This window comes from Shewanella sp. MR-4 (genome assembly GCF_000014685.1).
Lineage (GTDB): Bacteria > Pseudomonadota > Gammaproteobacteria > Enterobacterales > Shewanellaceae > Shewanella.
Window position 1 is genome coordinate 744326 of sequence record NC_008321.1, and the last position, 15331, is coordinate 759656.

Genomic DNA, 15331 nt, shown 5'->3' on the forward strand with positions numbered 1-15331 from the left:
GCCATGAATGAGTCAAACCAAACCGTATTAGTCGGCACGGGCGCCATTATCGAACTCTTGCTAAAAGGTGAGTTTATTTGCCGCACCACCAATGAAGATGGCTGGCGCGCATTGAAAAATAACAGCACCCGCGAGCGGGTCGAGGCTTATCTGAATCAAATCAATCGCACCGTGGCTTCGGCCGCCGAGGGCGATGTGTTTTTCTGCGGTTATTTGCAGTTAGGCGAGAGCGAACGCAAGGTGATTTCATCGCAGTTTAAGGATATTTGTCAGGCACTTATTCCTATGGTGGAGTGGCTGGTATTAGTGCAGGAAGCCAGCGGCCAAGATGCGCCCTTAAGCGAAGGCGCGCCAGTGCGCTTAACCGAGTTGCAAAGCCGAATTGAAGATACGCCCGCGTTTCGTGAGCAGTTGGCCAAACTCAGCCAATACCGTTTATTCGGTTCAACCAGTACCAATAGCGATGCGCAAATTAAGCTAGTGTTCAAGCGCTTAGTAGAGCTTGGTTATCTGGTGCGCCCTAACGTGGAAAAACAAATTTATATCGCCACTGGCAAGCTGGATTACCTGTATGAAGTGATCCGCTTTATCGACGAGACCGAAGGCCTAAGCCTAGAAGCGCAGGCGGAAACGGCGACGCAGCGGGATTTACTATGATGCCTTGGACGATAACGCACAGCATCAACCAAGGAGGCCGTGATGAGCAGTAATTTACATCAGGCTGGGGTGAAGCTACTCAAGCAGTTAGGTCGCCATGCTGACATCATTATGGACGCCTATTTAGCGGGTTCCTTAAACGAGGATGCCCATGATCCCGCCGTAGTTGAAAAACTCAAGCAGGCGGGGATTTTATGGCGCCCAGAGCCTGACCAAGAGCTGCGCCTTAAACGCTCGGTGCGTGCCTTACTCGAAGAGGGCTTAAGTGATGAACGCAATCGCCAAATCGACTCCAACGTCGGCTCGGCGCTCGCCACCATTAAGACCTTGGCCGACCACTATAAAGAAGCGCGCCACAGCTCAGATTACAGTGCCGCCGAGGCGTATCTGTCTGATTTAAGTGAGCATGTGTATAGCTTTGCCGACAGTTTACGTTACTCCATCCGCGTGTTGTGGGGGCGCATCAACAACGAGTTCGGTTATGTCGGTACCATTAACGCTAAGATCCGTGAAAACGAACTCGCTCAAAGCCAAGTATCTGAATTACTTAATGGTTTGGAGATGTTCCAGTTTAGCGAATTAGGTGAAATCGCCGGTGATATCCGTGAGCTGCGTAAGCTGCTGGTGACGACTTTGCAGGAAACCATGAGCGACTGCGCCCAGGAACTCAGTGTGGTGCAGGGCAGGTTGCTGGAACTCCTCGGCCGCTTTAGGCAAATTCGCGGCCGTACCCGCTTGCTTAAGGGCTGGTTACTGTACACCGATTTGCATCCGGATTATCGCCCTGCGGACCATGTGTCCCACAAGGAAATCCCGAGTTTTTTCAATCGCGCCGAAGTGCTGTTGGCTCCAGCATCTGTGGATGTGCATAACGCCAGCCAAGAGTTTGAGTTGATGAACATTGTCGCCCATATCAAGGCGATTAGCCGTCAGGGCATAGTCGAAACGGTGCGCGAGCAGGATGTGGCCGTGCCGCTGACGCAGAATGAAGACTTTGATATTCCTGATAATCCACTCAAGCAAGCGGTCGACACTTACTTTGTCGATGTGATTGAGTCGGGCTTACGCCAGTCGGCGCTCGATTACTTAGCCGAAAAAGCGCTGCCGTGGGATGCCGAAAGCTGGATTTATCAAGTGATTGGCGGCTACGAAGGCTTACCCGATGAGCATAAGGCTTACTTCGAGTTAGAACCCTTAGGTGAACCGCACCCCATCTACAGCGGTAACTTTATTATCCGCGACGTGGAATTATGGCTCGCCTAGGTAAGCAGCAGTTGCAACTCTTGGAGGGCGTTTACCTTAATCGCTCTCCAAGGGTGAAACTCAGCCCGAATTGGCGGACGATTTACCGCGAGTTAGAAGTGGGCGAGCTGGATGGCGCGGAAAAATATTTGTGCTTTGCGCCGCGGGATTTTGAGTTGCTGCGCCAGGGCGTGTTAGCAAAAGAGGGCGTCGATTTACAGGCTCTGGACTTTAATCTAGACCGTATCGCCATGTCCGCCCAAAGCCAAAATGAAAAGCTGGCGAGTATCCGCCCAGAAGCCGAGTATGTTTTGTTGAAGTATCTCGGTTTTGAATCGCCTCCTATGGGAATGTCTACGCGTTCTTCGTTACGCACTCCCTTAGATGAAGCAGAGCAGCTTTGCCATGATCTTTATGTTAAAGCCATCTTAGTGATTGAAAACCTAGATATATTCGATGCAATAACTCAAGCGCGCTTACCGGCCGAACTTAGCCGCATTATGGTGATTTACCGTGGTAGTGGCCACCATTCCCCCATTGGTGTGCGGCATTTTTTGCAGGCAATGGCGGGTAAAATGCCGATCATTGCCTTTACCGATCTCGATCCCGCAGGGCTGCAAATTGCCCATACCTTAACGGGCATGACCCATTGTATCGTGCCGCAGTTAGCGCTTGTCGCGCCCAGCGAGTTACTCGCTATCCCACAGATTAATTCCGCTGATGACTTTGCCAAGCAAGCGCCTCAGGCCAAATATTTACAGTCAACCGACTTAAAAAATTGGCAGCAATTGAGTCTTTGGTTAAATCAGCAACGCATTAGCATTAAACAGCAGCACCTGCTAGTGCATCGGCTTGAGCTAGTGCTACTGGCATATGATGAGTCGTTATCCATCCCCATCTATCTACAAATACCTTAATTAATAGTTTTAAATTCTGATTAATTTATTTATTTGGTTTTTAAATCTGGCTTTATTCAAGCTGAATCGATTAATTGTGTTTATTTGGTTTAAATACTGTTTAAATTTTGATTTTTTAACTTGCGCATTAATAGCGTAATTATTAATCGATAATTTTATTTTCAATAAAAATCAGTTAAATACAAAATTTTTGTGATGAGTTTGGCTTAATTGAAAATGAAATAAGCAAATTTATTCATTGAATTTACAGCCAGCATGTTTCACTATCCCCGCCTGAACCGAAAAGGGAATGGCGATTTTGCTCATCAAGGAAGATGAATAATAAAAGATGAGCTATTTGGGGAAACCATAAGCATGATTAAATCACTTTCGACACGGATCTTTATCGGTCTGTTTGCGGGACTTATTCTCGGCACCTTAGTGCAATATTTTCTAAACGATATTGGCTTCTTTTCTGGCAATTTAGTCGAACTGGCTGGCGGCGTCGGCACTATGTTCGTCAATATGATCATGATGTTGGTCGTACCGCTGGTGTTTGTCAGTATCGTTTGCGGCGTGTGTGAGCTGCAGGACTTAAAAAGCTTTGGGCGCCTTGGCGGCAAAACCTTCGGCTTTTACATCGTTAATACCGTGGTCGCTATCTCAACCGCCCTATTAGTCGTATTACTGCTCGACCCAGGTAAAGGCGTCGATATGAGCAGCACTGATGGGGTGGCGATTACCGCGACTGAACTTCCCAGCTTAATGGCGCTGCTGATTGATATAGTGCCGCGCAACCCAGTGGCGGCTTTTATGTCGGGCAATATGCTGCAAGTGATCTTTATGGCACTGATGCTGGGCGGGGTGATCAAATCCCTCGGCGAGCATGTGGCTGGCGCGGTACAAGGTTTTCAAACCGCCAATAAAATCATGATGAAACTGATTTCTGTGGTGATGAGCCTTGCGCCTTATGGTGTGTTTGCGCTGATGTTTAAGTTAGGCGCTACCTTAGATGCGGCAGTATTTATGAGTGTGCTCGAATACGTCATGATCATTCTGGCGCTGCTATTACTGTGGATTTTTGTGGTCTATCCATTGGCAGTGGGTTTCTTCACACCGATTTCGGCCAAGAGCTTTCGCGAGAAAACCCAAGAGCAAGTGCTGTTTTCCCTGTCTACCGCCAGCTCTAATGCCACGATTCCTGTGACCATGCGCACCCTAACGGAAAAGCTTGGGGTTAATCGCGCCGTGGCAGGTTTTGGTGTGCCGCTTGGGGCGACCATGAACATGGGCGGCGTGGCGATTTATATCACGATTGCGATTTTCTTTGTCGCCAATGCCTTCGGTATGCCAATCACCAGCGAGCAATTGCCATCGCTGCTGTTTAGTATCTTTTTATTATCTGTTGGCGCGGGTGGTGTGCCCGGTGGCGGCATGGTGATGATTGGGGTATTAATCCATCAAATGGGCTTGCCGATTGAAGCCTTTGCGATTGTGGCCGCACTGGACCGCATCATCGACATGGTGCTGACCTCCTGCAACGTGGTGGGGGATACGGCGGTGTTGACCATAGTCGACCAAACCGAAAAGACCCATCAAGTCGAGCTAGTCGATAGCGAGTCTTAAATCGCATGTCCCGTCCTAAGATAGGTTGACAGTTTTTAGGCCAGCTCCAGTAGCTGGCCTTTTCTATTGTGCACCTGATTAGGGGAGTCCATATTCAAACTCAGATGCGGTCTCATATCGTTGTATATTGCTATCGATTCTCTAACAAGTATCTTCAGCTCCGCAAATGTCCTACATCGGTGCAGTAAAAACTCCTGCTTCAGTATGCCATTCACTCTTTCTGCTAATGCATTTTGGTAGCAATCATAACCATCCGTCATTGACGGCTGGATTTGGCTCGCCTGAAGCGCATTCTGATAAACTGCTGAGCAGTATTGTAAACCTCTGTCTGAGTGATGCACTGCGTTGCCGATATAGCGCTTATCTTTTATGGCCATTTTTAACGCTTTCACCACACTCTCGGCTTTCATGTCTTTACTCACGTGATGACCGACTATCTTACGAGAACTGGCATCGGTGACCAGTGACAGGTAGTGCACACCTTGGTCTGACTCAAGATAGGTGATATCACTGACCAATACATGCCCTGCATCATGCAGTCCTTCCTCTTTCAGCAGATTAGGATGCTTCTTCATCCAGTGTTTGCTGAACGTGGTTTTGGTGTAGCTTTTCTTCGGTTTAACCAGTAAACCTTCACTTCTCAAATAGGTAAAGAACCCATCTCGCCCGAGTTTAATATCGTGCTCAACCAGCTTGGATTTTATCAACGTGTAGAGCTTACGGGCCCCTAACCTTGGCATATATTTACGCCAGTACTGGACCCAGTCTTTGATGACCGATAGCTCAGCTCTACGACTTTCCATTCGAGCAACTGCTTGATAAATACCTTGCCTCGACATACCCGCAGCACGACATGCGGCAGCGAGGTTTATTTCTCCGTTGTTTTTTGCTTGCCAGACGTACCGGATAAGTACTTTTTTCTGAGGCCTGCTCCATATTCATTGTCCATGATATCAACCATGCCATTGAGGATTTTGTTACGCAGTTTCTCTTCTGCTAACTCACGTTCAAGGCGCTTGATAGTTTCGGCAGGGGTTTCTTTTGACTTAGGCATAAGGGGATGCTGAAAAGGTTTCGACCAATCGAGTCTACCATGTTTTCTAAGCCAAACGAGTACCGTTGAACGGCCTTGAATACCAAAATGGGCTTGGGCTTGTTTGTACGTCATTTCGCCTTTTTCAACACGCTCTACAACGCCTAATTTAAAGGCTAAGGTGTAATCTCGTTGTGTGCGCTTACGGCTTGAGTTAATTGATGTTGTCATAAAGAAGTCCTCTTTATGTCAACGTATTTCAGGACTAGACAGCACAACTAAAAAAGCCACTGATTACAGTGGCTTTTTTTTATCAGGGCGAGACATGCCCTTACTGGCTACACTTCTGTTTTAGCTGGCTGACCGCTTCACTAAATCCCACGGCCACTAAGGTTGAGCTAGTGTATTTGCTTGAGCGAAACGAAACGGCCTCAAGACTTAGCTCTTGGGTTTGCAGCTGAGCTAACGCCTGCCACAGATCGTCATCAGCCTTTGGCAAACTGGTAAAGTTCATTAAGGTCGCGGTGCCGCGAAATTTCACACTGTGCTGCTTGTCGCTGCGAATAATCAACACGCTCGGATCGCTACCAAAGGCAAAGGATTCACCCATAGTGACGCTTAAAATAGGCTGGGTTTCGCCAACGGTGCAGCTTAAGCTCAGCTTGAGGCCTTTATCAATAAAGTCGATGCTATGGTTCTTGGGGGAGGGCTCTGCGGTGTCTAAGGTTGTTGCTAAATCTTCCTTGGCATATGCGTAGCCTAGATGACTGACAAGCATGAGGGCCAGTAATTTTGTTTTCACTTTACTACCTTGTTAATTGTGAGGACGAATACCGGTAATGGTTTGTGTAGCCATATCGTCAAAATGTTGGCGATTATAAGGATTTTTGACGAATTTGAATAACCCTTTTGGGTTAACTGGTCTTGAATTTGATGACAAAAGAGCAGTTTGGATTTTCAATTGCCATTTAGGTTGAAACGCTGGCTATTATCTCAAGCAATAATTTCAATTTAAACATGAGGTTATGCAATGCAGATGAAATTAATACCAAAGTGCGAGGCGCAGTTTTTGTGCAAAAAATAAAAAAGCCACTACTATCAGTGGCTTGTTTTAATCTTTGGCACTCGGCATTGTTTGGTAATGGCTGGTTTAGTGATGCTTAGCACTCACACTCAAACAGCAATGCCGCTTACGGGGCGACGTCGCTGTTTATTTACGAGTCATTTTATCCAAGTAGCCCATGGCAAAGGCCGACACCACGAAGGTGATATGGATAAGCAAATACCACATGATTTTGTCGTTATCGATATTCTTCACATCCATAAAGATTTTCAGCAGGTGAATTGACGAAATCGCCACAATGGAGGCGGCCACTTTGTTTTTGAGTGAGCCTGAATCTAATTTACCCAACCAGCTGAGCTTCTCACTGTCTTCGCCGACATCCAGCTGCGAGACAAAATTCTCATAGCCAGAAAACATCACCATCACAATCAGACCGCCCACTAGGGTGATATCAATTAAGGACAGGGTGACCAACACCAGATCCACTTCGGTCATCTCAAAAATAATCGGCAGAATATGGAAGATCTCTTGGAAGAATTTAATGCCTAAACCCAACAACACTAGACTCAGTCCCAAGTAAATGGGCGCCATAATCCAGCGTGATGCGTACATTAGCCTTTCAAATATTTTTTCCATATGGAGCAAATCCTTAGTGGTTAAAGCTTAATAATCGAATCTATGAAGCCAAAACAATAACATACTGGGTTAACGCCGCGCTATCGGCCAATCGCAAAGGCGTGAGGTATATGCAGCTAAGCCTTAGATGTGGCATAGCAGATTTGGTTTTGCGGCCTTACGGCCAAGTGAGTTAGGTTAGTGGGGTTTCACCCCACATTTGATAATAGTGCTGGTTTGTTTGGCGTTTGAATAGGCCGATTATCGGAGTGAGTATGTGGGTCATTGCGGCCTTACGGCCGAGGTAAATCAAAGTCGTGGGGCTTCACCCCACATTTGATAATAGTGTTGGTTTGTTTTGTGTTTTAATTGGCCGGTTATCGGAGTGAGTATGTGAGTCATTGCGGCCTTACGGCCGAGGTGAATCAAAGTCGTGGGTCTTCAACCCACACCCGACCAAAAGGGGAAAACGCCTGTTCCCCTTTTGGAAATCCCCCGGCGTCCCTAGCGAAATTACATGCATTGGTTAGTGGCTTCGTGCTTATTCGAAAATCACTAACGCTTCCGATGGTACATCCTGTACCCCGAAAGCTAGCGAGGCATCCATGCCTCGCACACGCGATTTTCTTCAACGCCCTTCAGCAACTTCGCAGGGGAAGGTGTACTTCTGTAGCCAGTATGTGGGCTGTTAATCCCATCTTTCTGCTTCCTTAGTAGGTTAAGTCGATTTATTTACTCCACTCTCGTGTACCACTAATATTTGACATAACATCTGCAAAATCAAAATTTGGATCAAGATTTCCAGAGAACTCACCTCGATTACCATGATATATAAAATTAGGGCAATCACACTTTTCGTAACCTTCTCCACAATCCATACACACTGGATTACAAGCATCTACCATACGGTCAATTGCATCATGCGGCTCGTAGTCATAATTAAAATGACCGTAGCCGGAACTACCATATATCCGCCCGTTTATAAAATCATCTATATCATCTGTAGTTTTAAGGTCACAGTTAAAAATTGCAGCAATGGGTCTTAAAACCACCCTTGAGTAATCAAATTTATAATCAGGCATAACGAAAAATACTTTACCGTTTTCATACATTAGGCTGTGAAAAGATAGTGCTCCATATTTTTTTATGAGTTCTTTGTACCATATTTTATTAAGCTCAACATGTTTAAATGAGTTGTTGATAGCATCCAGCAATGTAAATTTATTGTTTATGTGCTCACAGCCATCTACAGCATATCTATCGTCAAATTCTTTAATGAAAGCTTTTCTACTCGCCTTGTTGTTATTTTTTTTAGCAATAAAAACCATATAGTCAATAGCGTGAGCCAAAATGGCATTAAATGAATAAACATGGTGGAGCCTTACTTTGTTCTTACTCAAGTGGTTGGAAAACTCATTTGATGCAGGAATAAGAACATCGTTTATGTAAGAAATAAGATAATTTTCACCTTTTTCATTAGGTATTTTATTGTGCTTACCCATATCTAAACCTCCATGTTGACATGTAACTCTTTGTTAATGTTGCAAAGTTGGCTAGTTGAAATTTTGAGCAGAGAAATAAGCTCTCTACACGATCTTTAACCGTTATTTTAAAGTGTAATTTAGAATAAGCTTTCAAAAACCTTTAAATCACTTGCGAGCTATGGCTGCAATCTTGGCAGGTGAGGGTATAGCTCTGGTTGCGTTTTTGTATTTTGATATTTTTGCTTTGGCACTGTGGGCATGCTTGTTTCATTGGCGTGTTTTTGGTGCATTGATTGCATTTTATGTAGTAACCAAACTTACCGTACATCGGGGTGTAGTTTGTTGATTCGCCGCAATGTTTACACCGAAGCATGCTGTTTGTTGTAGGTTGCGCTATTTCAGGTTTTTTCGCTTCCACCATTTTTTTAACGACAAAGGAGGCTACAGGTTCTTTGATTTGTGGTGTGTGTACGGACGTTATTTCGGTCGTAGATTGAGATGGGTCTAGATGGCGATCGATTAAGAACTTAGCGATTGAATTCAGTTCTTCTTGATTAAAGTCTGGGCGGGTATCACTCACATTAATAATTCGGAAGAATTTGCTTTTAAGATTCATAATCTTTTCAAGCTTCTCGACTAAAAACTCTGTCTTAACTAACTGCTCTGAAACTGCCGCAGGCATAGTTTCTCTGTTGATGACCGCATCGCTTGAGACCGTACATAAATGATCCCAACACCGCATACCAAAGCCTTGCTGTCTTATCCCGAGTAACTTACCGAGAATTTCACTTCTATGCTGCTTTAGCATCTCTTTAAGCAGTGATTGTTGTAGTTCAACCTGTTTGATTGGTGATGGCATACCAAACCAGTTATTGCCGTGACTGCGAGTCCATTCGCCATGTTGGTTTACATCCACATGACCTTTTATGCTTTTAGACTCAATTAAAACAAAGCCGTAGGGATAAATAATTAAGTGATCAATTTGAGCTGTTTCGCCGTTAAAGGTGAATCGAAAATCATTGATAACGAGTACTTCTGGATGATCTTTGAAAGCGCGGCGCAGATAGAAGGCAACGTCCTGTTCTTGTTTTTGACCCGCAATCGTTTGTGGTGTTTGGGTATTTTGCAGTGTTTTAGTTTTCAGAATCATTTATCAACAGCGTCCATTCATAACTTGATAATATCCATCCCCATAATACTCACTTTGCCATTGAAAGATAAAGACAAAAATCCCTAAACGTTAACGTTGGTCAAAGATGAAAGAGCGAATAGGCGCAGATTTTTCGGGAGTTACAGCCAACACAGAAGTTACAGAAGTTCACCTTCCCCTGCGAAGTTGCTGAAGGGCGTTGAAGAAAATCGAGTGACGCAGACAGGATGTCTGCGTAGCTACAAAGATGGGACATGCATATCTTTTTCAGTCAATTGCACCTAACACCAATACACCAGAAGTTCACCATCCCCTCGGAGTTGCCGCAGGGCGAATAGACAAATTGCGTGAGTCTTGCCATGGATGGCAAGCTAGCTTTCGCAGGTGCAGGGACGCATCCTTCGGAAGCGATAGCAAATTTGTCAATGAGCACAAGGGGTTTTCAACTCCGTTAGGGGCGTCTTGGAGCATCCAAGGAGGATAGGACGAGCAGTCCTCCTTGGTCGGGTGTGGGTTGAAGACCCACGATCTTGATTCACCTCGGCTGTTAAGCCGCATAAACTTTAAATGTAAAACCCATCGCTAAAACTTTACTGATCCCTGATTTCGCAATCAAAACTCAAATGTCGCATTCCGCGACAACAAAAAAGCCACTATGGTCAGTGGCTTTTATCTGTAAAAAAAATCAAAGCTTAAGCGATTCGGCTTAATCCAGAGTTGGTTCTTCGCTGTAATCGATACCATGGTAGCTTAGGCAAGCGTCCACTTCATTGGCGCTACCTAGGATAACCGCAACGCGTTGGTGAATTTGCGTCGGTTGAATATCCAAAATGGTTTCATAACCGGTAGACGCCTTACCGCCAGCTTGCTCAACTAACAAGGCCATTGGGTTGGCTTCGTACATTAAACGCAGCTTGTATGGCTTTTTCGGATCTTTATTGTCGGTTGGGTAAGTAAAGATACCGCCGCGAGAAAGTACGCGGTGCACATCACCGACCATGGCGGCAATCCAGCGCATGTTGAAGGATTTTTCGCGCGGGCCAATTTTGCCTAGCAGTAAATCGGCGATATAGGTCTGCATTGGCGCTTCCCAAAAACGTTGGTTCGACATGTTAATGGCGAACTCTTGGGTGTCTGGGCTGATGCTCATGGCCGCGTTGGTCAGTAAAAATTCGTTGGTTTCTGGGTGCAGGGTAAAGAGTTGCACGCCTTGGCCTGTGGTGAGGGCGAGCATGGTTGATGGGCCGTAGAGCACATAACCTGCGGCTAACTGATTGCGACCCGATTGCAAAAAGCTTGTTTCAGTCAACTCGCCAGCAGGGGCGGGCAGGACAGAGAAAATGGTGCCGACCAGCGAGTTGATATCGATATTCGATGAACCATCTAAAGGGTCGAAACATACCAGATATTTACCATTGGCGCTGACTTCAACCACATGATCTTCTTCCTCAGAGGCTAAGCCGCGCACTGTGCCGTCGACTTTTAATGCATCTTTGAGCATATCGTTGGTGATGATATCCAGTTTTTTCTGGGTTTCACCTTGCACGTTTTCCTGTTCGGTTGCGCCTAACACACCGGCTAAGGCACCGTGGCGCACGGCATGGCTGATGGCTTTGGAGGTATCGGCTAAGGTCAAAATCAGTTGCGAGAGGGATTCGTTCACTGCCTTTGAGGTTAAGTGCTGGGCAAGAGTCTGCATGTTAGGTCCTTTAGGGGTTCAACATTGAGGTCAATTTCATTATTTGCCGCGAATAATAACTCAGTTAGTCGACAATTTCAGCGATGTTGCTGTGGGTTTTAATCAATTTAAGCCAAGAGGGTTATCCTTTGTGTCAGACTGAGTGGGTTATCTTGAAAATTGAGCTAACCGCAGGAGTTCGCCAGCTAATTTGTATCTGTATATTGCCTGCGCTTTTTATTTAGGCTTTGCCTTGGCACAATGACGGCAGTTTTTGATCGCCACCTAAAGGCGAGTATGCTTCCAAGGAATAATAATGACTAAAAATGGGTTAGCTTCTTCCCTGCGCTCGGTGACATTGGGCGCCTCATCCCTACTGATAGCGAGTCAACTGGCCATGGTTTCTAGCGCGATATTGACCCCCGCCTATGCGCTTGAGGGCGGCACAACGCCGCTGACTATCGAGCGCATGAATGCTTCGCCTGCCTTGGCGGGCACGAGTCCCCGTGGATTAAAGTTATCCCCAGATGGTCAAAGGGTGACCTATCTTGCGGGACGTAAAGACAACCAGAACTTTTACGATCTCTGGCAGATGGACGTGAAGACGGGCGAATCTAGCCTGTTGCTAAACGCCGATAAACTGGCGAGCAATGAGTTATCCGATGAAGAAAAGGCCCGCCGTGAGCGCCAACGTATTTATGGCGAAGGCATTATGGAATATTTCTGGGCGGACGATAGCAAGGCGTTGTTGATCCCTGCCTCGGGGAATCTGTATTACTTCTCCTTAGCGGATAACAGCGTCAGCCAACTGCCGATAGGCGAGGGCTTTGCCACCGATGCGCGCCTATCGCCCAAGGGTAATTTTGTGTCCTTTGTGCGGGACCAAAATCTGTATGTGCTCAATTTAGCGACTAAAAAGCTTGAGGCCATGACCACAGACGGTGGCGGCGCGATTAAAAATGCCATGGCGGAATTTGTTGCCCAGGAAGAAATGGATCGTATGACGGGTTACTGGTGGGCGCCCGATGAGTCGGCCATTGCCTTTACCCGTATCGATGAGTCTGGCGTTGAGTTAGTCACCCGTAATGAAATCTACGCCGATGGCATTAAGCTTACCGAGCAGCGTTATCCGGCGGCGGGTAAAAACAATGTCGAGATCCAACTGGGGGTTGTGGCCCTTAATAATAAAGCCATCAATTGGGTCACCTTAAGCGATGATAAAAATAAGGATATTTACCTGCCTCGCGTCGATTGGTTGCCCGACAGTAAGCATTTATCCTTCCAGTGGCAGAGCCGCGATCAACAAAAATTAGACCTGCAACTGGTGGCGCTCGATGCGCTGACCAAGCCGAAAACCTTAGTCAAAGAGCGCAGCGATGCTTGGGTGAATCTAAACAATGACCTGCACTTCTTAAAGCAGCAATCGGCGTTTATCTGGGCCTCTGAGCGTGACGGCTTTAATCATCTCTATTTGTTTGACCTAAAAGGTAAGCTGAAGACACAACTGACCAAGGGCAATTGGGCAGTCGATGAGCTGGAATATATCGATGAAACCGCAGGCTGGGTGTATTTCACCGGCCGCAAAGATACCCCTATCGAAAAACATCTCTACCGTGTGTCGTTAGCGGGTGGCAAGGTTGAGCGCGTGAGCAGCGAGGCGGGGATGCACAATCCGGTATTTGCCGATAGTCAAAGTGTGTATCTGGATTATTTTAATAGCTTATCTCAGCCGCCACAGATCAGTTTGCACGGCGATAAGGGTCAACACTTGGCGTGGGTCGAGCAGAACCAAGTCAAAGCAGGTCATCCTCTGTATGACTATGCTGGCCTGTGGCAACTGCCTGAGTTTAAAGAGCTTAAAGCCGAAGATGGTCAAATCTTACAAACGCGTCTCTTTAAACCTGTGCCCTTCGATGCGAACAAAAAATACCCTGTGGTAGTACGCGTTTATGGTGGCCCACATGCGCAATTGGTGACCAATAGTTGGAGTGAGCAGGATTACTTTACCCAATACTTAGTGCAGCAAGGTTATGTGGTATTTCAACTGGATAACCGTGGCAGTGCCCATAGAGGCACTCAGTTCGAACAGGTGATTTACCGTCACTTGGGTGAGGCGGAAGTGAACGACCAAAAGGTTGGCGTCGACTATCTGCGCAGTCTGCCCTTTGTCGATAGCGATAATGTGGCGATTTATGGCCACAGCTACGGCGGTTATATGGCCTTGATGAGTTTGTTTAAGGCGCCAGATTACTTTAAGGCGGCGATTTCGGGTGCGCCCGTCACCGATTGGCGCTTGTACGACACTCACTACACCGAGCGTTATCTCGCCCATCCCGCGAATAATGAACAAGGTTACGAAGCCAGTAGCGTGTTCCCCTATGTGAAAAACTATCAGTCGGGGTTATTGATGTACCACGGCATGGCCGACGATAACGTGTTGTTTGAAAACAGTACTCGCGTGTATAAGGCGTTGCAGGACGAAGGCAAACTGTTCCAGATGATTGATTATCCAGGTTCTAAGCATTCGATGCGCGGTGAGAAAGTGCGTAATCATTTATATCGCTCACTGGCGGATTTCCTCGATAGACAGCTTAAAAGCGGCAAATAACCCACAGCAGAGCACTGTTTAACCAAGCGTACGCAGTTAAACTAGCGCATGCAGTTATCCAAGAGTGAGGCTAACACCTCACTCTTTTTTTACACTCGGTATTTGGCTAATACCTTAGCTACCACCTTAGCTAACATCTGAGTTAAGGCTGTGGATAGCACTTGGTTGTGAGTAAGTGCTCCATTCCAATCGATGCGCTTAAGGTTTGCGATGGCTATTTAAACTTGGTTATTCAAGTTTAGCGATTCAAGTTTGGCGGGGTGATAAAGCGGGGCAGAGGATTGGCCATATTGCAGAGATAAAAAAACCAGATCCGAGGATCTGGTTTTTATTATTCAAACGGACTTCGAAGATTAGTCTTCTAAGTTACCGCAGAAACGGTAGCCTTCACCGTGGATAGTCGCGATGATTTCTGGCGTATCTGGCAAGCTCTCGAAGTGCTTACGGATACGACGGATAGTCACGTCAACAGTACGGTCGTGTGGCTTTAACTCACGGCCAGTCATCTTCATCAGCAGATCGGCACGAGTTAAGATTTTGCCTGGGTTTTCAACAAAGTGCAGCATAGCGCGGAATTCGCTACGTGGCAGTTTGTAAGATTCACCCTGTGGGCTCACCAGAGAACGGCTATTGATCTCTAGGCTCCAATCGTTGAAACGGTAGTATTCGACAGAGCTCTTTTCTTCGACTTCGTTACCAGCGCTATTCACACGAGTCAGAAGGTTGCGAGCACGAATCGTCAATTCACGTGGGTTGAACGGCTTGGTAATATAATCGTCCGCGCCAATTTCAAGTCCAAGGATTTTGTCGACTTCGTTGTCACGGCCTGTCAGGAAGATCAGACCAATGTTGTTGATTTCACGTAATTCACGTGCCAACAACAGACCGTTTTTACCTGGTAGGTTAATGTCCATAACCACGAGGTTAATTTTGTTTTCCTGCATAGCCTTATGCATTTCTGCGCCATCATTGGCCTCAGTTACCACATACCCTTCTGCCTCGAAAATACTTCTCAGCGTGTTACGGGTAACGGCTTCATCTTCAACGATCAGAATGTGCGGATTTTGCATATTAATTACCTAAATTTTAACCAATTTTATTCTAACCATAAGGAACACTTACATCGGATCCTTATATTCATAAAATGTTGATACTTCCTCTAACTGCTCTGTGCTTCAAAGGAAAGATCTTTACGGCGACACGTCAGGATGTATATAAAGTGCACGTTTAAAGTGTAATACGATAAAACGTAACCAGTATCAACTTCGATAAGCAATAG

At 46.2% G+C, this 15331-nt stretch carries 12 protein-coding genes; 5 read left to right on the forward strand and 7 right to left on the reverse strand.

Going from position 1 to position 15331, the window contains the following annotated elements; genetic code table 11:
* The first annotated feature begins 3 nt into the window (after window positions 1–3).
* From SHEWMR4_RS03345 to SHEWMR4_RS03360, 4 genes are all read left to right on the forward strand, one after another.
* Entirely contained in the window at window positions 4–657 is a 654-nt protein-coding gene (locus tag SHEWMR4_RS03345; protein WP_037422308.1) for a condensin complex protein MksE, read from the forward strand.
* A 42-nt stretch (window positions 658–699) separates the two neighbouring features.
* Window positions 700–1920, forward strand: coding sequence for a hypothetical protein (locus SHEWMR4_RS03350; protein WP_011621439.1), 1221 nt, complete (start codon window positions 700–702; stop codon window positions 1918–1920).
* Window positions 1908–2816 carry a hypothetical protein gene (locus tag SHEWMR4_RS03355; RefSeq protein WP_011621440.1) on the forward strand — a complete coding sequence of 303 codons (909 nt, stop codon included), beginning with the start codon at window positions 1908–1910 and terminating at the stop codon, window positions 2814–2816. The genes SHEWMR4_RS03350 and SHEWMR4_RS03355 overlap by 13 nt, the downstream gene beginning before the upstream one ends.
* A 354-nt stretch (window positions 2817–3170) precedes the next feature.
* Window positions 3171–4421, forward strand: coding sequence for a dicarboxylate/amino acid:cation symporter (locus SHEWMR4_RS03360; protein ID WP_011621441.1), 1251 nt, complete (start codon window positions 3171–3173; stop codon window positions 4419–4421).
* Between the two features lie 35 nt (window positions 4422–4456).
* Here SHEWMR4_RS03360 and SHEWMR4_RS20685 read toward each other — a convergent pair.
* From SHEWMR4_RS20685 to SHEWMR4_RS03395, 6 genes are all read right to left on the reverse strand, one after another.
* Window positions 4457–5685, reverse strand: a protein-coding gene (locus tag SHEWMR4_RS20685; protein WP_086022259.1) for an IS3-like element ISShes2 family transposase whose coding sequence is annotated in 2 segments (ribosomal slippage) — window positions 4457–5334 and window positions 5334–5685 — 1230 coding nt in all. Because the reading frame shifts where the segments join, the coding sequence is not laid out codon by codon here.
* 100 nt (window positions 5686–5785) lie between these two features.
* The gene (locus SHEWMR4_RS03375; RefSeq protein ID WP_011621444.1) at window positions 5786–6256 is read right to left on the reverse strand and encodes a hypothetical protein; all 471 of its coding nucleotides are present in this window, start codon (window positions 6254–6256) and stop codon (window positions 5786–5788) included.
* A gap of 408 nt (window positions 6257–6664) precedes the next feature.
* Window positions 6665–7153 (reverse strand): TIGR00645 family protein, encoded by a 489-nt coding sequence (locus SHEWMR4_RS03380; RefSeq protein ID WP_011621445.1) that lies wholly within the window; start codon window positions 7151–7153, stop codon window positions 6665–6667.
* Window positions 7154–7860: 707 nt separating this feature from the next.
* Window positions 7861–8634, reverse strand: a complete 774-nt coding sequence (locus SHEWMR4_RS03385; protein WP_011621446.1) for a hypothetical protein — start codon at window positions 8632–8634, stop codon at window positions 7861–7863.
* Window positions 8635–8776: 142 nt separating this feature from the next.
* The gene (locus SHEWMR4_RS03390; RefSeq protein WP_011621447.1) at window positions 8777–9766 is read right to left on the reverse strand and encodes a nuclease-related domain-containing protein; all 990 of its coding nucleotides are present in this window, start codon (window positions 9764–9766) and stop codon (window positions 8777–8779) included.
* A 706-nt stretch (window positions 9767–10472) separates the two neighbouring features.
* Complete coding sequence (locus SHEWMR4_RS03395; protein WP_011621448.1) at window positions 10473–11465, reverse strand: class 1 fructose-bisphosphatase; 993 nt, start codon at window positions 11463–11465, stop codon at window positions 10473–10475.
* A 295-nt stretch (window positions 11466–11760) separates the two neighbouring features.
* Here SHEWMR4_RS03395 and SHEWMR4_RS03400 point away from each other — a divergent pair, with 295 nt between their 5' ends.
* Window positions 11761–14052 carry a S9 family peptidase gene (locus SHEWMR4_RS03400; RefSeq protein WP_011621449.1) on the forward strand — a complete coding sequence of 764 codons (2292 nt, stop codon included), beginning with the start codon at window positions 11761–11763 and terminating at the stop codon, window positions 14050–14052.
* A 353-nt stretch (window positions 14053–14405) separates the two neighbouring features.
* On the opposite strand, the gene arcA is transcribed toward SHEWMR4_RS03400, so the two are convergent.
* Window positions 14406–15122 carry a two-component system response regulator ArcA gene (arcA, locus tag SHEWMR4_RS03405; protein ID WP_007644695.1) on the reverse strand — a complete coding sequence of 239 codons (717 nt, stop codon included), beginning with the start codon at window positions 15120–15122 and terminating at the stop codon, window positions 14406–14408.
* Window positions 15123–15331 lie beyond the last annotated feature (209 nt).